This is a genomic window from Ferrigenium kumadai (assembly GCF_018324385.1).
Classification (GTDB): domain Bacteria; phylum Pseudomonadota; class Gammaproteobacteria; order Burkholderiales; family Gallionellaceae; genus Gallionella; species Gallionella kumadai.
In genome coordinates, this window is the sequence record NZ_AP019536.1 from 957626 (window position 1) to 973699 (window position 16074).

Below are 16074 nucleotides of genomic sequence, written 5' to 3' on the forward strand. Positions count from 1 at the left end.
TCCCTTAGTTGCTCAATGTCACAGTCACGGTGATCGTGTCGGCATAGCTGCCGATCGGACCATTCTGGCCGGCCGGCATGCGGCCATATACGTCGATGTTCTGTGCAGTGCCGTCGCTGATCATGTGTACGTCGCCGCTGTCGTCATTGCCCCAGCGGGTCGTTCTGCCGGCGTCGCTGTAAAGTTCATAGTTCAGGTAATCGGCGGCACCGTGTTTCATGCGGCGATTGGGGGCGTTGTAATTTGCGCCGTCGTTCAGTCCGATCTCGTAACTGGTGCCGGTGCTGCAAGTGACAGTGATGGTGGACGTCCGGTCATTCTGGCCGCCGTCATAGTTGCCGAATGCCAGTTCGGTTGCGGTCGCTGCGCTGCAGGTGCCTGCGATGCTTGCAGTGACCAGGAAGGAGGTCTGCAACTGGGCCGATGCCGGCGCTATTGCAGCCAGCGCGATGGAAAGGCCGAGGAGCGATTTGGAAAGAATCCGGTGTAACCTCATCCTTGTCTCCTCTGTGCAGAAGCGGTAGCTAGCGAGCGGGTTGCTCCAGTCCAACTCTGGTCTCTGTCAGGCCCTCATCGGTGCCGGCGACCAAGCCAAGTTGTTGGCCCTGCCAGTCGGCTGGCAGGGCCAGGATGACTTGGCGTGCCTGCCCGGCGAGCAGCGTGAACGGCCCTTCCTTCCATTCCGCCAACTGCCGGTCACCGCCTGTGTCGCGTACTTTGAGGCTGGTCAGGCGCATGTGTCGGTTTCCGCCATTGAGCAACGTCAATTGCAGCATCCCTTCCGGGCTGCGCGCGGCCTTCCACTCCAGCCTGTCAACCGGCTTGGCCCTGGGGTTAACAAACACGGCGAGTCCCAGACGCAGCGCGATGCGCAAGCCGGTGAAACCCTCCTTGGGCGGCGGAGGGACTTCGCTGATATAGAGCCGATAGGCTAACTCCTGTGCATTGTCCGCCTTGCGGTTCAACCCGATGCGAATGACCTGCGTCTGGCCGGGTTGAAGCTTGGCGATAGGGGGATTGACCAGGATGTCTCGACTGGGAGTGTGGACGTTCTCGCCATTCTCCTGAGTCCAGCGCAGCAGCTCCGTCTGGATGACTTTTGCTTCGCTGCCTTCATTTTTGAGCGTCAGCGCGGCGGAATGCTTTTTCTCATCCAGCATGACGACCAGCGGGCTGATGGACAGCGACGCGGCCTGTGCTGCGGCGGTGACCATCAGCAACAGTAGGGCGGTGGCTACCAAGCGCGAAACGGATGAGACTGAGAACATTGATCCCTCTCAATTATGAAATTTCATGTTGATCGTACCCGCCTGGTGCCGACGCAGCGGTATGTCAATCGTCAAAACGTGACCGTAACTGTTATGACGTCATGGTAAGTGCCGGCAATGGGGGGAGTCTGGCCGGTGGGGATTCGGCCATAAACGTCCAGTGTTTGCTCCGAGCCGGTGCCGGTGCCTGCCACCCAGGAGCTGGCGTCATTTCCCCAAGGGGTTGTTCGGCCCGCGTCGCTGTAAAGCTCATAGTTCAAAAAATTGCCTGCTGTCGTGTCGCTATCCAGTTTGCGTTGCGTTCCGGTGGGATGCGCACCATAGTCGAGACCTACGGTGTAACTGCCGCCATTGGTGCAGGTGACGTGGATGTGGGTCGCTCCGTCTACATCGGCGGTGCCGGTATAGTTGCCAAAATCCAGATTGTTTCCAGCTGTTACGGAGCAGCTGGTCGGGACGGTTGCGGTGACATTGAAGGTGGCGGTTTCGGTGACAGCGTATGCTGGTGCGCCGGTCAAACTGAAGATCAGGGCGAGTGCGGTCAAACGAATGAGCGGCTTCTTCATGACTAACTCCCGATGTGGACAGTGAGTGAAAATGTACACCATTTTAGTCAGGTTGTGCGCGCTACGTGTCAGGCCGTATCTGTGCTGAGGCGAAGAGCGAAAACGGGAGGGAATAGGGGACGGCTCGAGTATAATTCGAACTTTTACTGGTGGCGGTTTTGTGGCGCAATCGTTCAAAAAAATAGTGATCTTCGGCGTCGGCCTGATCGGCGGATCGTTTGCACTTGCCTTGCGCAAGGCGCATGCGGTGTCCGAGGTGGTCGGCTTCGGGCGCAGCGCAGCGACGCTTGAACAGGCCAGACAGCTTGGCATCATCGATCGTATCGGCGAGGATGTGGCGTGCGAAGTGGCGGATGCCGACCTGGTGCTGCTCGCCACCCCGGTCGGGCAGATGGCAGAACTGATGGCACGCATCTCGCCGCATCTCGGCGCACATACGCTGGTCACTGACGGCGGCAGCACCAAGGGCGACGTGGTCGCTGCGGCTCGCGCAAACATGGGCGGCAGGATCTCGCAGTTCGTTCCTGCGCATCCCATTGCGGGGGCGGAGAAGAGCGGTGCGGCTGCGGCGATGGCTGATCTTTATGTCGGCAAGAAAGTGGTGCTGACCCCGCTGCCGGAAAATTCGAATGAGTCCGTGGCGCGCGTGCGCCTAGCCTGGGAAGCGTGCGACGCGGTAGTGAGCGAACTGACCGCCGAGCAGCACGATGCCGTGTTTGCGGCCGTCAGTCATTTGCCGCATCTGCTGTCGTTCGCGCTGGTGCATGACCTGGCGCAACGCGATGACCGCGATCTGCTGCTTTCCTTTGCCGCCAGCGGCTTCCGCGATTTCACCCGCATCGCCGCGAGTTCCCCTGAGATGTGGCGCGACATCAGCCTTGCCAACCGAGAGGCGCTATTGCGTGAATTGCAGGCCTACATCGGCGAATTGACCATGATGAGCAGCGCGCTGGAAGCGGGCGACGCGGCACGACTCGAACAGATTTTCCGTACTGCGCGCGAATTGCGCGCGGGATGGGCAGAACGACAAGGACAATGATGGATCGTATTTCAAGCAAGCAAGTCTGGTGGCTGGTCATCGCCATCGCAGTGATCTGGTTCGCCAACCTCGAATACCGCACGCTGATCAAGCCGGACGAAGGGCGCTATGCCGAGATTCCGCGCGAGATGGTGGTGAGCGGCGACTGGGTGACCCCGCGCCTCAACGAACTCAAGTATTTCGAGAAGCCGCCCCTGCAATACTGGGCGACGGCCTCGGCCTATACCCTGTTCGGCGAACACCAGTGGACCACGCGGTTGTGGACAGGTCTGACCGGTTTCGCCGGCATCCTGCTGGTGTGGTTCGCCGGGCTGCGCCTGTTCGGGCGCGAGGCGGCGGGTTATGCCGCGCTGCTATTGTCCAGCAGCCTGCTGTATGTGCTGATGGGGCACATCAATACGCTGGATATGGGCGTGACGTTCTTCATTACGCTGGGTATTGCCGGCCTGCTGCTGGGCCAGGCGCAGGCCGACGTGAGGAAGCAGCGCAACTGGATGATGCTGGCTTGGGCGGGCATGGCACTGGCGGTGCTGAGCAAGGGGCTGATGGGTATCATCCTGCCGGGTACAGCCTTGTTCATCTATTGCCTGGTGCAGCGCGATTTCGGCGTATTGAAACGCATGCACTGGCTACCGGGACTTGCGGTGTTCGCGGTGATCACCGTGCCTTGGTTCGTGCTGGTGATGAAGGCCAATCCGGAATTCTTCGAGCGATTTTTCATCTATGAACACTACACGCGCTTCACCACCAAGGATCTGGGGCGCTACCAGCCCTGGTATTTCTTTATTCCTATCCTGCTGGCGGGCGCGCTACCCTGGACAGTGCTGATGTTCGACAGCGTGTGGCGTACCGTCCGCAACAGCAAGCTGCCCGAGCAGATGTTCAACAGCCAGCGCTTCCTGTTGGTCTGGGCGGTGTTCGTCTACGTCTTCTTCTCCATCTCCGGTTCCAAGCTGCCGTCCTACCTGCTGCCGATGTTCCCGGTGCTGGCGTTGCTGATGGGCAAGCGCATCGCCGAGATGCGCGAGCGCGTGCTGTTCTGGCAGGTGATGCCGGCGTTGCTGGTTCCGCTGGCGCTGCTGGCACTGGCGCTGAATGTGGGCAAGCTGGCCGATACTCCGAACCAGGCCGAGTTGTATCCGCATTACGCGCCCTGGCTGGTGACAGCCGCGATGGTGTCGCTGGCCGGTCTGGTGGGGGGGCTGCTGTTGCTCTGGCGCGGGAAAAAAGTCATTGCGGTGCCGGTGCTGGCCTTGAGTGCGCTGGTGGCTGCGCAGATCGCCCTGTCCGGTTATGAAACCGTGGCACGCGAGCGTTCCGCCAAGCATATCGCCGAGGCGATCCGCGCCGAGGTGAAGCCTGACGTCCCATTCTATTCGGTGCTGACCTACGAGCAGACGCTTCCGTTCTATATCAAGCATACGTTCACGCTGGTGCAGTACCAGGATGAGATGGCCTACGGCATCAAGCAGGAACCGCAGCGCTACATTCCTACTCTGGAGGAGTTCGCCAAGGCGTGGGCGGCGCAGCCTGCTGCGCTGGCGATCATGCCGGCGTATGTCTATCCGCAAATCCAGCAACTGGGCATACCCATGCAGATCATTTTTGAAGATACACAACACATTGTGGTGAAGAAGCCATGAACCTTGTCAGCTTCGGTTTGATCTTCACAGGCGTGATGCTCAACGCTGCCGCGCAGATCCTGATGAAGGCAGGGACCAATGTCATCGGTCATTTCGAGTTCAGTGCCGAGAATATCCTGCCCATCGGCTGGAAGCTGGCGACCGAGTGGCACATCGTCACCGCCCTGTTCTGTTATGGCATCAGCGTAGTGGTGTGGATACTCGCGCTGTCGCGCGTGCCGGTCAGCATCGCTTTCCCGATGCTGTCTATGGCCTACGTGGTCAATGCAATTGCGGCCTGGTACCTGTTGGGTGAAGCATTCAACCCGACCAAGCTGGTCGGCATGGGGGTCATCATCCTCGGCGTTATCATCATTTCGAGAGCTTGATCATGTCTGAATTCCTGCCCTTCACCAAGCCCTATATCGACGAAGCCGCCATCGCTGCAGTGGGCGATGTGCTGCGTTCCGGCTGGATCACCAGCGGCCCCAAAGTCGCCGAGTTCGAGAGACAACTTTCCGCCTATTTCGGCGGGCGCCCGGTGCGCACCTTCAATTCCGGCACCTGCACCATGGAGATCGCCTTGCGCATTGCAGGCATCGGTGCCGGCGACGAGGTCATCACCACGCCCATCTCCTGGGTGGCGACCTCCAACGTCATCCTCGAAGTCGGCGCGACCCCAGTGTTCGCCGACATCGATCCGGTCACGCGCAACATCGATCTGGACAAGGTCGAGGCAGTCATCACGCCGCGCACCAAGGCCATCATCCCGGTCGATCTTTCCGGCCTGCCGGTGGATCGCGACCGGCTGTATGCCATCGCAGCCAAGCACAATCTGCGCGTGGTGGAAGACGCGGCACAATCGATCGGTTCGAAGTGGGGGGGCAAGCGCATCGGCAGTTTCGGCGATTTCGTTTCGTTCAGCTTCCAGGCCAACAAGAACCTCACCACGACCGAAGGCGGCTGCCTGGTGCTGAACAACGACGACGAAGCGCGCCTGGCGGAGAAGTATCGATTGCAAGGCGTGACACGCAGCGGCTTCGACGGCATGGAAGTGGACGTGCTGGGCGGCAAGTACAACATGACCGATGTGGCCGCCGCCATCGGCCTGAGCCAACTGCCGCAACTGGACGCCATCACCGCGCGCCGCCATGCGCTGGCCAGACATTACTTCGCGACCTTCGGTGCGGATTTTGAAAAGAAGACCGGGGTGCAACTGCCGATTCGGAATTTCGAGAATACCAACTGGCACATGTTCCAGATCGTGCTGCCGCAAGGCGTGGTGCGTGCCGATTTCATGGAAAAGATGAAAGCGCGCAATATCGGTTGCGGCGTGCACTACCCTCCTATCCACCTGTTCAAGATGTACCGCGAACGCGGCTTCAGGGAAGGTATGTTCCCCATCGCCGAAAGCGTAGGGCGGCACATCGTCAGTCTGCCGATGTTCCCCAGGATGAGTGAGGCGGATGTGGAACGCGTGGTTGCGGCGGTGAGGGAGATCCTGTCACCGGGTTGATACGGCGAAAAATCTGATGCAGCGGGAGGTTAAAGCAACAACGCCTGCACAGGGCAGGCGTTGTTCGCTGGATAGACTTACTTCTGCGACAGGATGTATTGAACCATCGTCTTGACTTCGTCCGCTTTGGCTGTCTGCGGAGGCATCGGCATGCTGCCCCATGCGCCCTTGCCGCCCTTGGTTACCTTGGCGATCAACTGGGCTTCTGCATCGGCTTGGCCGCGATACTTGGCAGCCACATCCTTGTAAGAAGGGCCGACCACTTTCTTGTCGATTGCATGGCAGGCCAGGCAGTTGTTCTTCTTCAGCAGTGCGCCACCGTCCGCATCCGCAGCCATGGCTCCGCCTGCGTAAACAACACCGGCCACCAACATAGAAGTCATCAATTGAATCTTGCGCATCTTGCTTCCTTTCATAATTAACAGATCAAATTTCTGCCACCAGCTTTGCGATTCGGATGTCCGGCGGTTTCCCGGGCCGGCAGCCAGGCCATGCAATCAGGCGACGCGAGTAGGATGACAGGATTTTGCCTATAGTTCCGGCCGGATTTGTAACAAGATTTGTAATTTCGCTAACTGCGCCCCATGCGGTAAAATGCCGCCCCTATGAGCGCTCTCCAACTTTCAGTCGTCATTCCCGTCTATAACGAAGAGCAAGGTTTGCAGGCCTTGTTCGACCGTCTGTATCCGGCGCTGGACAAGCTCGGCATCGGCTACGAGGTACTGTTCGTCAACGACGGCAGCCGCGACCGTTCCGCCGCCATCCTGCGCGAGCAGTTCCAGAAGCGGCCCGAAGTGACGCGGGTGATCCTGTTCAACGGCAACTTCGGCCAGCACATGGCGATCATGGCTGCCTTCGAACATAGCCGCGGGCAGCGTGTGGTGACGCTGGACGCCGACCTGCAGAATCCGCCGGAGGATATCGGCCTGTTGCTGGCGAAGATGGACGAGGGCCACGATTACGTCGGTTCGATCCGCCGCCAGCGCAACGACAGTGCCTGGCGACACATCGCTTCGCGCGCCATGAACGGCTTGCGCGAGCGCATCACCCGTATCAAGATGACCGACCAGGGGTGCATGTTCCGCGCGTACGACCGCCATATCGTCGATGCGGTCAATAGTTGCAAGGAAGTGAGCACTTTCATCCCAGCACTGGCTTATACCTTCGCGCGCAATCCCGCCGAGGTGGTGGTGGGGCACGAGGAGCGCGCGGCAGGCGAATCCAAGTATTCGCTCTACAGCCTGATCCGTCTCAACTTCGACCTGATGACCAGTTTCTCGCTGGTGCCGTTGCAGATGTTCTCCATGATGGGGATGCTGATCTCGGTATTCTCCGGCCTGTTCTTCGTGTTCCTGGCGATACGCCGCTTGGTGATCGGCCCTGAAGCGGAAGGCCTGTTCACCCTGTTCGCATTGATGTTCTTCCTGATCGGCATCGCTCTGTTCGGCATCGGTTTGCTGGGTGAATACATCGGACGAATTTACCAGCAGGTGCGCCACCGGCCGCGCTACCTGATTGAGGCAGTTCTGGAGGAGCAGGAGAAGGGCAAGGGCAGGCGAGTGAAGAGTTCGCAGGCTGACGTAGTTGCGGGAGAGGTCAATCCCTTCGCCGTTGCCGAACCGAAAAAGAGAAAAGCCAAGGCCGCCGACGAAACAGCGCATCCATCTTTGTTCTCGGACGCGCAGGAATGAGCCGAGCGGTTGTATTCGCCTACCATAACGTAGGATACCGTTGCTTGAATGTGCTGCTGGCGCACGGCGTGGACGTGGCGCTGGTGGTGACGCACCGCGACAATCCTAATGAGAACATCTGGTTCGATAGCGTGCAGAAACTGGCCGAGTTGCACGGCATTCCGGTGATCACGCCGGACAATCCGAACGTGCCGGAAGTGGTGGGGCAGATTGCTGCACTGCAACCTGATTTCTTCTTCTCCTTCTACTACCGCGAGATGCTGAAAGCGCCGCTGCTGGCGATTCCCAAGCAGGGCGCGCTGAACATGCACGGTTCGCTGCTGCCGAAATATCGCGGGCGTGTACCGGTGAATTGGGCGATAATCCGCGGCGAGACGGAAACGGGCGCAACGCTGCATTACATGACCGAGAAGCCGGACAACGGCGACATCGTGGCGCAACAGGCCGTGCCCATCCTTCCCGACGATACTGCGCATGAGGTGTTCCAGAAGGTGACGGTGGCGGCAGAGATCGCGTTGAACGATGTGCTGCCCGCATTGCTGACGGGCAAGGCTCAAGCAGTGAAACAGGATTTGAGCAAGGGCGCCTACTTCGGTGGCCGTAGGCCGGAGGATGGCGTCATCGACTGGTCGCAGTCCGCGCAGCAGATACACAACCTGGTGCGCGCGGTGGCGCCCCCCTATCCGGGAGCGACGACTAAACTGTTGGGCAAACCCATGCGCATTCTGCAGACGCTGGTGACGAAATGCACGGCAGCGGGCGAGGAACAGCCCGCCTTTTATGTGAAGGAAGGCAAGGCGTACGCGATCTGCGGTAGCGGTGTGTTGCGCGTGGTGCGCTTCGAGCTGGATGGTGTCGAGATGAGCGCGGTGGAGTTCGCCGCAGAGCATGGCAACGCAAGATTTGAATTTAATTGTTAAGGAAACGGTAATGAAAAAGGTATTGATCCTCGGCGTGAACGGCTTCATCGGTCACCATCTGTCCAACCGCATCTTGGCCACCACCGACTGGGAAGTCTATGGCATGGACATGAGCACCGACCGCATCTCCGACCTGATCGGCAAGCCGCGTTTCCATTTCTTCGAGGGCGATATCACCATCAATAAAGAGTGGGTCGAATACCACGTCAAGAAGTGTGACGTGATCCTGCCGCTGGTGGCGATCGCCACGCCGTCCACTTACGTGAAGCAACCGCTGCGCGTGTTCGAGCTGGACTTCGAAGCCAACCTGCCCATCGTGCGTGCTGCCGTGAAGTACAACAAACATCTGGTGTTCCCGTCGACTTCCGAAGTCTACGGCATGTGCCACGATGAAGAATTCGACCCGGACAATTCCGAACTGATCTGCGGCCCGATCAACAAGCCGCGCTGGATCTACTCCAACTCCAAGCAGCTGATGGACCGCGTGATCTGGGGCTACGGCATGCAGGATAACCTGAACTTCACCCTGTTCCGTCCATTCAACTGGATCGGTGCCGGCCTGGATTCCATCAATACGCCGAAGGAAGGCAGCTCGCGCGTGGTGACCCAGTTCCTCGGCCACATCATCCGAGGCGAGAACATCAGCCTGGTCGACGGCGGCCACCAGAAACGCGCCTTCACCTACATCGACGACGGCATCGACGCGCTGATGAAGATCATCGAGAACAAGAACGGCGTGGCCACCGGCAAGATCTACAACATCGGCAATCCGACCAACAACTACGCCATCCGCGACCTGGCCGACATGATGCTGAAGCTGGCGAACGAGTACGCCGAGTACAAGGATTCCGCCAAGAAGGTGAAGATCGTCGAAACGACTTCCGCCGCTTACTACGGCAAGGGCTATCAGGACGTGCAGAACCGCGTGCCGAAGATCACCAACACCTGCGAAGAACTGGGCTGGAAACCGACCACCACCATGGCCGACACACTGCGCAAGATTTTCGACGCCTACCGCAACCAGATCGCCGAGGCGCGCGGCCTGGTGGATTAATTTGTAGGGGCGCGATTTATCGCGGCCCGGTCACTATAGGGCGTGATGAATCACGCCCCTACCGTATATGAAACAACTCGCCCTCAAAGTCGACGTCGATACCTATCGCGGTACCCGGGAAGGGGTGCCGCGCCTGGTGGAAGTGCTGAAGCGCCATAACGCGCAAGCAACCTTCTTCTTTTCCCTCGGGCCGGACCATACCGGACGCGCAATCAAGCGCGTGTTTCGTCCCGGCTTCCTTGGTAAGGTGTCGCGTACCTCGGTGGTCGAGCATTACGGTATCAAGACGCTGTTGTATGGCACCTTGTTGCTGGGGCCGGATATCGGCAGGAAATGTGCCGACATCATGCGATCGGTGCGCGACGAAGGCTTTGAGACCGGCATACATTGCTACGACCATATCCGCTGGCAGGATAACGTGGCTGGCAAGGATGCCGTGTGGACCGAGCGTGAACTACGGCTTGCGGTGGAACGCTATGTCGAGATCTTCGGCGAGGCGCCGCATGCCCATGCAGCAGCCGGCTGGCAGATGAATCGCCACGCGCTGCGCATGATGCAGCGCCTCGGCTTCGATTACAGTTCGGACACTCGCGGCACACAACCTTTCATTCCGACCTGGAATGCCGAGATCATCGCCTGCCCCCAACTGCCTACCACCTTGCCGACGCTGGACGAACTCGTCGGGTGTGACGGCATTACGCCGGAAAACGTGGCACAGCATGTGCTGGCGCTGACGGGCAACCCCTCCGCGACAGGCCATGTATACACCCTGCATGCCGAACTGGAAGGCGGCAAGTGGATGCCGGCATTCGAGCAACTGCTGCAAGGCTGGCAGGCGCAGGGCTACGAGCTGGTGTCGATGCGCCAGTATCTGCAGGGGCTGGATGCAGGTGCGTTGCCGCGCCGTGAAGTCGCCCTGCGCGAGATAGAGGGACGCAGCGGAACACTGGCGGTCTCGCTCTAGACATATAGCGCATCACCGCATTCGCAGGTATATTGGCACCCAACTACAGGCGGGGTGCGATATGTCTGATAACAAGGAACTGGAACGTTGGGTCTCGGTGCTTTCCCGTGCGGACTTGCCGGTGCTGAAACAGACCGCGCGCGACCTTGCCGAGTTGCGCGAGGACGAGGACAGGCTCACGGCGGGTTCCATCGCCAATGTCATCGCCCGCGATCCCATGATGACCGTCAAGCTGCTGCGCTATCTCCAGCAGCACAAGCACCGGGTGCAAACCGCCGAAGTCGTCCAGGTCGAGCAGGCCCTGCTGATGCTGGGGGTCGAACCTTTCTTTAATAACGTCTCGCCTCAGCCCGTGGCGGAAGAGATGCTCAGGTCGCACATCGTGGCGCTGCCGCCGATGCTACGTGTCATCCACCGTTCCCATCGAGCCTCCGAATATGCCAAGGACTGGGCGGTGCGCCTGCGCGACCTGCATTACGAAGAGGTACGCATCGCCGCACTGCTGCATGACATCAGCGAAATATTGATGTGGTGCTTCGCGCCGGACCAGATGCTGAAGATTCGCGACATGCAGCAGAAAGACAAGGCGCTGCGCAGCCGCGATGTCCAGCAGCAAGTGCTGGGCTTCGCGCTGGCCGATCTGCAAAAAGAACTGGCCCTGCAATGGGGCTTGCCTGAACTGCTGCTGATCCTGATGAACGACTCCAGCGCCAACCAGCCGCGCGTGCGCAACGTGGTGCTGGCGGTCAATCTGGCGCGCCACTCGGCCAACGGCTGGGATGACGCCGCCCTGCCGGACGACTACAAGGATATCGGTGAACTGTTGCGTATTCCCGCTGCCCAAGTGATGGTGATGCTGGAGGCTGAGGCGGGCATCGCCTGCGACCTCAGCAATCCGCACTGAATTTTTTCGTTTTACCCGTTGGGGGGGGCTGCCGGGTTGAGCGTTGATTCGTGGAGGGAAATATGGGAACTACGCCTGTATGGCGGCTGGACTGGGACGAGAGTCTGAGTATGTGCATTCCCGAGATCGATAGCGAACACAGACGCTTCATTCGCCTGGTCAATGACCTGAACGAGGCTATCGTGGATCGACTGGGGCGGGCCGAGATACAGAAAAGGATGCAGCGTATTCTGGATGACGCTGTTGAACATTTTGCCCATGAAGAGGCGTTGTTCAGGAAGTGGCACTACCCCAATGCCGAAGAGCATGCGATGAAACATGCCGCCGTGACCCAGGCGTTGCACGACATCATGAGTCAATTCAACCACGACGGTTCGGAGTACGAGTGGGTTTCCGCCGGACTGAAAGTAAAACAGGCGCTGGTCGACCACCTGTTAAACGAGGATATGAAGTACCGCGACTACTGCTGCATCAAACGTGAACTAACGGAAGCGCGGTGCGAGCAGTGCCCGAGCCGGAAAGCGTCCGATCAGCCGGATCAGGTTGCCGGTTAGGCGGCAACCGTCGCATGTTTCGCCAGAGCCGACTTAGTCCTTGCCGAACAAATCACGACTAAAAACCTTGCCAGCCACGTCCCGGATATCGTCGGTGATGCGGTTGGCAACGATGATGTCGGCCTCTTTCTTGAACTGCGCCAGGTCGTTCACCACTCTGGAGTGGAAAAAGTCCGGCTCCTTGAGCGCGGGTTCATAGACGATGACCTCGATGCCCTTTGCCTTGATGCGTTTCATGATGCCCTGGATGCTGGAAGAGCGGAAGTTGTCTGACCCGCTCTTCATGACTAGGCGGTGAATGCCGACCACCTTCGGGTTGCGCTTGATGATGCTTTCCGCAATGAAATCCTTGCGCGTCGTGTTGGACTCGACGATGGCGTGGATCAGGTTTTGCGGGACGTCCCGGTAATTGGCCAGAAGTTGTTTCGTGTCCTTGGGCAGGCAGTAGCCGCCGTAGCCGAACGACGGGTTGTTGTAGTGATCGCCGATTCGCGGATCGAGGCTTACCCCCTGAATGATCTGCCGCGTATCCAGCCCGTGGGTCGCGGCATAAGTGTCGAGTTCGTTGAAGTAGGCCACGCGCATGGCGAGGTAGGTGTTGGCGAAGAGCTTGATCGCTTCGGCCTCGGTCGAGTCGGTAAACAGGGTCGGGATGTCACGCTTGACTGCGCCTTGCTTCAGCAGATTCGCGAAGATCTCCGCGCGCTTGGAGCGTTCGCCGACAACGATGCGAGAGGGATGCAGGTTGTCATACAGCGCCCGGCCTTCGCGCAGGAACTCCGGCGAGAAGATCAGATTGTCGCACTTGAATCTGGCACGGGCATTGACCGTGTATCCGACCGGAATGGTGGACTTGATTACCATCACTGCCTGCGGGTTGATGCTCAGGACATCCTGAATGACCGCCTCGATCGAACGGGTGTTGAAGTAGTTGGTGTCGGGGTCGTAGTCCGTCGGCGTGGCGATGATGACATAGTCTGCCCCGGCGTAGGCTTCGCGCTTGTCCAGCGTGGCCTTGAAGTTGAGCGTCTTGTGCTGCAGGTAATCCTCGATCTCTACATCTTCGATGGGGGATTGCTTGCGATTGAGCATCTCGACCTTTTCAGGGACGATATCGAGAGCAACGACTTCGTTATGCTGGGCAAGCAGAATGGCGTTGGAAAGGCCTACGTAACCGGTACCGGCAATGGCGATCTTCATGGATTGAACGTTAGCGCGCTATAAAAATTATGGCGCGCATTATGCCGCAGAATGAGCAAGGGCGTCAGCCGCCTACACGCTGGCCAGCGCCCGCTGGATCTTCATATCGGCCTCGCGGGCCAGTTCTGTGAGCTTTGCGTCGCCGAGGATGTGCATCATGCCCGACGGGGCGGCGAGCTCCACCGAGATCCTGCCAGGCGCGATCTCGCGGATCACCGCGTTGCATGGCAACAGGCTCGCGACGTCACTATTCGCGGTGTAGGCCTCGTAGGCCAGCATGGGATTGCACGCGCCGAGGATCACCGTCGGGACGATGTCCTTGCCGGTCTTCTCCTTGATCTTGCTGTGCATGTCGATGCGCGTCAGGATGCCGAAACCTTCGGCGCCCAGCGCCCTGGTGGTGCGCTCGACGGCATGGTCGACGGTATCCGCGATCTCGCGTTTGAAATTGATGGCGGTCATGGTGTCCTCCTTTCGTTAGAAGTGGGCGATTCTCGCCTGTTCAATGGTATGTACGACACGTTGAAAGAGATCCGGTTGCAGGCAATCCAGTTCGACGTTGTCCGGCATCGAGCGCAGCCAGGTGAGTTGACGTTTCGCCAACTGACGCGTGGCGGCGATGCCGGTCTCCTGCAGCTGGCCTTCGTCGATCTCGCCGTCGATGTACTGCCAGGCCTGGCGGTAGCCGACGCAGCGCATCGAGGGCAGGTCGTGGTGCAAGGGGTATTTGCCGCGCAGCGCTCGCACTTCTTCGATCAGGCCATCCTTGAGCATCTGCTGGAAGCGCACGGCGATGCGTTGGTGCAGCGTGCTGCGCTCGCTTGGTACCAGCGCGATGGACAGGATGTCGTAAGGAAGCTCGTGCTGCGTCTGCTGTTTCAGCAGTTCCGACATCGGCTGACCGCTGAGGCGGTAGATCTCCATCGCGCGCTGGATGCGCTGTGTGTCGGTGGGAGCGAGGCGCGCGGCTGTTTCTGCATCCACTTCGGCGAGCCGGCGGTGCAGGTGCACGATGCCGTGCTGCGCGATCTCGGCGTCGAGTTCGGCGCGCACGGCGGCATCGGCCTGCGGCAGCGGGCTCAGGCCCTCGCGTAGCGCTTTGAAGTACAGCATGGTGCCGCCTACCAGCAGCGGTATCTTGCCGCGCGCGGTGATGTCCGCTATCAGCCGTAACGCATCGTGGCGGAAGGCGGCGGCGGAATAGGCCTCGGTGGGATTGATGATGTCGATCAGGTGGTGCGGCGCACGGGCGAGGGTGGCGGCATCCGGCTTTGCTGTGCCGATGTCCATGTCGCGATACACCAGCGCGGAATCCACGCTGATGAGTTCCACCGGCAGGCGTTGCGCGAGTTCAACCGCCACGCCGGTCTTGCCGCTGGCGGTGGGGCCCATGAGGAAAATGGCTGGGGGCTGAGTCTTCATGTAGGAGTACCCCCTGCGTGCGATTGATCTTCCCAGTCGCGAGCTGGGTTCGCTCCTGCTGTGGATTGGGTTGTCGGATGGTTCAGATTCATGCCAAATCGCTATCTCGTGTCTCATGGATGAGCAGCGCGGCAACCAGGCTGATCGCTGCGGCGGCGGAGATATAGCCGCCCACCCAGGCCAGTCCACCATGCTGCACCAGTTGCTGCGCTATATAGGGCGCGAGCGATGCGCCGAGGATGCCGCCCAGGTTGTAGGCCGCGCCCGCGCCGGTGTAGCGCACGGCCGTGGGGAACAGTTCCGGCAGCAAGGCGCCCATCGGCACGAAGGTCGCGCCCATCAGGAACAGCTCGATGGAGAGGAACGCGGTGATCAATATCGGCGAGCCGCTACCCAGCATCGGTTCCATCAGGAATCCGGACAGTAGTGCCGCGCTGCCCGCTATGAGCAGCACCGGACGGCGGCCATAGCGGTCGCCCCCCAATGCTGCAAGCGGCGTGGCTGCGGCCATGAAGAGGACGGCCACACACAGCATGCCGAGGAACTGCGGACGCGGGATGCCGAGCGTGGCGACGCCGTAGCTCAGCGAGAACACCGTGGTGATGTAGAACAAGGCGTAGCACACCACCATCAGCAATGCGCCCAGGATCAGCGGCTTTGCGTGGTGCGCGAACAGTTGCGCCAGCGGCAGTTTCACCGGCTGATGCGACTGCCGTGCCTTGGTGAACACGGGCGTCTCCGCGAGCTTGAGGCGCACATAGAGGCCGATGACCACCAGCACCGCGCTGGCGAGGAAGGGGATGCGCCAGCCCCATTCGCGAAACTGCACATCGTCGAGCGTATTCGCGAGCAGGAGGAAGCTGCCGACCGCGAACAGAAAGCCGACGGGCGGCCCCAGTTGCGGAAACATGCCGAACCAGCCGCGTCGGCCTTCAGGTGCGTATTCCGCCGCCAGCAAGGCTGCGCCGCCCCACTCACCACCCAGCCCGATGCCCTGCCCGAAGCGCAGCAGGCACAGCAGCGCGGGTGCGACCCAGCCGACCATCTCGTAGCTCGGCAGCACGCCGATCAGCATGGTGGAGATGCCCATCACCAGCAGCGAGGCAACCAGCGTCGTCTTGCGCCCGACCCGGTCGCCGAAATGCCCGAACAGCAGCGCGCCGAACGGACGGGCGATGAAGGCGATGCCGAAGGTGAGGAAGGCGTTCAGCGCCTGCACCGCCGGATCGCTGTTGGGGAAGAACACCGGGCCGATCACCAACGCCACCGCGAGGCCGTAGATGTAGAAATCGTAGAACTCGATGGCGGTGCCGATGAAGCTGGCGAAGGCGATGCGCGTGGTCGAGATCATGCG

At 60.1% G+C, this 16074-nt stretch carries 18 protein-coding genes; 10 read left to right on the top strand and 8 right to left on the bottom strand.

Annotated features, from left to right (window positions below; all coding sequences use genetic code 11):
* Positions 1 to 4 precede the first annotated feature (4 nt).
* From FGKAn22_RS04570 to FGKAn22_RS04580, 3 genes are all read right to left on the bottom strand, one after another.
* The gene (locus FGKAn22_RS04570; RefSeq protein WP_212786800.1) at positions 5 to 496 is read right to left on the bottom strand and encodes a Csu type fimbrial protein; all 492 of its coding nucleotides are present in this window, start codon (positions 494 to 496) and stop codon (positions 5 to 7) included.
* A 28-nt stretch (positions 497 to 524) separates the two neighbouring features.
* Positions 525 to 1268: a fimbrial biogenesis chaperone gene (locus FGKAn22_RS04575; protein WP_212786801.1), complete on the bottom strand. Its 744-nt coding sequence runs from the start codon at positions 1266 to 1268 to the stop codon at positions 525 to 527.
* A gap of 71 nt (positions 1269 to 1339) precedes the next feature.
* Positions 1340 to 1834, bottom strand: coding sequence for a Csu type fimbrial protein (locus tag FGKAn22_RS04580; RefSeq protein WP_212786802.1), 495 nt, complete (start codon positions 1832 to 1834; stop codon positions 1340 to 1342).
* Between the two features lie 160 nt (positions 1835 to 1994).
* Here FGKAn22_RS04580 and FGKAn22_RS04585 point away from each other — a divergent pair, with 160 nt between their 5' ends.
* The 4 genes from FGKAn22_RS04585 to FGKAn22_RS04600 are packed head-to-tail and all read left to right on the top strand — an operon-like array spanning position 1995 to position 6011.
* Positions 1995 to 2873, top strand: coding sequence for a prephenate dehydrogenase (locus FGKAn22_RS04585; RefSeq protein WP_212786803.1), 879 nt, complete (start codon positions 1995 to 1997; stop codon positions 2871 to 2873).
* Complete coding sequence (locus FGKAn22_RS04590) at positions 2873 to 4516, top strand: glycosyltransferase family 39 protein (protein WP_212786804.1); 1644 nt, start codon at positions 2873 to 2875, stop codon at positions 4514 to 4516. The genes FGKAn22_RS04585 and FGKAn22_RS04590 overlap by 1 nt, the downstream gene beginning before the upstream one ends.
* A complete protein-coding gene (locus FGKAn22_RS04595) occupies positions 4513 to 4884 on the top strand; it encodes an SMR family transporter (protein ID WP_212786805.1) in 372 nt (123 codons plus the stop codon). Before FGKAn22_RS04590 ends, FGKAn22_RS04595 begins: the two co-directional genes overlap by 4 nt.
* Positions 4885 to 4886: 2 nt before the next feature.
* Positions 4887 to 6011, top strand: a complete 1125-nt coding sequence (locus tag FGKAn22_RS04600; RefSeq protein ID WP_212786806.1) for a DegT/DnrJ/EryC1/StrS family aminotransferase — start codon at positions 4887 to 4889, stop codon at positions 6009 to 6011.
* A gap of 77 nt (positions 6012 to 6088) precedes the next feature.
* Here FGKAn22_RS04600 and FGKAn22_RS04605 read toward each other — a convergent pair whose 3' ends face one another.
* Complete coding sequence (locus FGKAn22_RS04605) at positions 6089 to 6394, bottom strand: c-type cytochrome (RefSeq protein WP_246487456.1); 306 nt, start codon at positions 6392 to 6394, stop codon at positions 6089 to 6091.
* Between the two features lie 222 nt (positions 6395 to 6616).
* Between FGKAn22_RS04605 and FGKAn22_RS04610 the strand changes: the two genes are divergently transcribed.
* The 6 genes from FGKAn22_RS04610 (at position 6617) to FGKAn22_RS04635 (ending at position 12098) form a co-directional block, all read left to right on the top strand.
* Positions 6617 to 7702: a glycosyltransferase gene (locus FGKAn22_RS04610; RefSeq protein WP_246487457.1), complete on the top strand. Its 1086-nt coding sequence runs from the start codon at positions 6617 to 6619 to the stop codon at positions 7700 to 7702.
* Positions 7699 to 8622, top strand: coding sequence for a formyltransferase (locus FGKAn22_RS04615; protein ID WP_212786808.1), 924 nt, complete (start codon positions 7699 to 7701; stop codon positions 8620 to 8622). Before FGKAn22_RS04610 ends, FGKAn22_RS04615 begins: the two co-directional genes overlap by 4 nt.
* Positions 8623 to 8632: 10 nt before the next feature.
* On the top strand, positions 8633 to 9676 hold the full coding sequence (locus tag FGKAn22_RS04620; protein WP_212786809.1) for a bifunctional UDP-4-keto-pentose/UDP-xylose synthase: 1044 nt from the start codon (positions 8633 to 8635) through the stop codon (positions 9674 to 9676).
* Positions 9677 to 9743: 67 nt separating this feature from the next.
* Positions 9744 to 10640, top strand: a complete 897-nt coding sequence (locus FGKAn22_RS04625) for a polysaccharide deacetylase family protein (RefSeq protein WP_212786810.1) — start codon at positions 9744 to 9746, stop codon at positions 10638 to 10640.
* A gap of 61 nt (positions 10641 to 10701) precedes the next feature.
* Complete coding sequence (locus tag FGKAn22_RS04630; protein WP_212786811.1) at positions 10702 to 11544, top strand: HDOD domain-containing protein; 843 nt, start codon at positions 10702 to 10704, stop codon at positions 11542 to 11544.
* A 62-nt stretch (positions 11545 to 11606) separates the two neighbouring features.
* Entirely contained in the window at positions 11607 to 12098 is a 492-nt protein-coding gene (locus FGKAn22_RS04635; protein WP_212786812.1) for a bacteriohemerythrin, read from the top strand.
* A gap of 33 nt (positions 12099 to 12131) precedes the next feature.
* Here the strand turns inward: FGKAn22_RS04635 and FGKAn22_RS04640 are convergent, their stop codons facing one another.
* The 4 genes from FGKAn22_RS04640 to FGKAn22_RS04655 form a co-directional block, all read right to left on the bottom strand.
* Positions 12132 to 13298 (bottom strand): nucleotide sugar dehydrogenase, encoded by a 1167-nt coding sequence (locus FGKAn22_RS04640; protein ID WP_212786813.1) that lies wholly within the window; start codon positions 13296 to 13298, stop codon positions 12132 to 12134.
* Positions 13299 to 13370: 72 nt separating this feature from the next.
* Positions 13371 to 13760 carry a DUF302 domain-containing protein gene (locus tag FGKAn22_RS04645; RefSeq protein WP_212786814.1) on the bottom strand — a complete coding sequence of 130 codons (390 nt, stop codon included), beginning with the start codon at positions 13758 to 13760 and terminating at the stop codon, positions 13371 to 13373.
* A 15-nt stretch (positions 13761 to 13775) separates the two neighbouring features.
* Positions 13776 to 14720: a tRNA (adenosine(37)-N6)-dimethylallyltransferase MiaA gene (miaA, locus tag FGKAn22_RS04650; RefSeq protein WP_212786815.1), complete on the bottom strand. Its 945-nt coding sequence runs from the start codon at positions 14718 to 14720 to the stop codon at positions 13776 to 13778.
* An 88-nt stretch (positions 14721 to 14808) separates the two neighbouring features.
* On the bottom strand, positions 14809 to 16071 hold the full coding sequence (locus tag FGKAn22_RS04655) for an MFS transporter (RefSeq protein WP_212786816.1): 1263 nt from the start codon (positions 16069 to 16071) through the stop codon (positions 14809 to 14811).
* Positions 16072 to 16074: the final 3 nt, after the last annotated feature.

Bases quoted from the DNA above. Each gene is read 5' to 3' on its own strand.
- FGKAn22_RS04570 (WP_212786800.1), bottom strand. From the start codon at position 496: ATGAGGTTACACCGGATTCTTTCCAAATCGCTCCTCGGCCTTTCCATC.
- FGKAn22_RS04575 (WP_212786801.1), bottom strand. From the start codon at position 1,268: ATGTTCTCAGTCTCATCCGTTTCGCGCTTGGTAGCCACCGCCCTACTG.
- FGKAn22_RS04580 (WP_212786802.1), bottom strand. From the start codon at position 1,834: ATGAAGAAGCCGCTCATTCGTTTGACCGCACTCGCCCTGATCTTCAGT.
- FGKAn22_RS04590 (WP_212786804.1), top strand. From the start codon at position 2,873: ATGGATCGTATTTCAAGCAAGCAAGTCTGGTGGCTGGTCATCGCCATC.
- FGKAn22_RS04595 (WP_212786805.1), top strand. From the start codon at position 4,513: ATGAACCTTGTCAGCTTCGGTTTGATCTTCACAGGCGTGATGCTCAAC.
- FGKAn22_RS04600 (WP_212786806.1), top strand. From the start codon at position 4,887: ATGTCTGAATTCCTGCCCTTCACCAAGCCCTATATCGACGAAGCCGCC.
- FGKAn22_RS04605 (WP_246487456.1), bottom strand. From the start codon at position 6,394: ATGACTTCTATGTTGGTGGCCGGTGTTGTTTACGCAGGCGGAGCCATG.
- FGKAn22_RS04610 (WP_246487457.1), top strand. From the start codon at position 6,617: ATGAGCGCTCTCCAACTTTCAGTCGTCATTCCCGTCTATAACGAAGAG.
- FGKAn22_RS04615 (WP_212786808.1), top strand. From the start codon at position 7,699: ATGAGCCGAGCGGTTGTATTCGCCTACCATAACGTAGGATACCGTTGC.
- FGKAn22_RS04620 (WP_212786809.1), top strand. From the start codon at position 8,633: ATGAAAAAGGTATTGATCCTCGGCGTGAACGGCTTCATCGGTCACCAT.
- FGKAn22_RS04625 (WP_212786810.1), top strand. From the start codon at position 9,744: ATGAAACAACTCGCCCTCAAAGTCGACGTCGATACCTATCGCGGTACC.
- FGKAn22_RS04630 (WP_212786811.1), top strand. From the start codon at position 10,702: ATGTCTGATAACAAGGAACTGGAACGTTGGGTCTCGGTGCTTTCCCGT.
- FGKAn22_RS04635 (WP_212786812.1), top strand. From the start codon at position 11,607: ATGGGAACTACGCCTGTATGGCGGCTGGACTGGGACGAGAGTCTGAGT.
- FGKAn22_RS04640 (WP_212786813.1), bottom strand. From the start codon at position 13,298: ATGAAGATCGCCATTGCCGGTACCGGTTACGTAGGCCTTTCCAACGCC.
- FGKAn22_RS04645 (WP_212786814.1), bottom strand. From the start codon at position 13,760: ATGACCGCCATCAATTTCAAACGCGAGATCGCGGATACCGTCGACCAT.
- miaA (WP_212786815.1), bottom strand. From the start codon at position 14,720: ATGAAGACTCAGCCCCCAGCCATTTTCCTCATGGGCCCCACCGCCAGC.
- FGKAn22_RS04655 (WP_212786816.1), bottom strand. From the start codon at position 16,071: ATGATCTCGACCACGCGCATCGCCTTCGCCAGCTTCATCGGCACCGCC.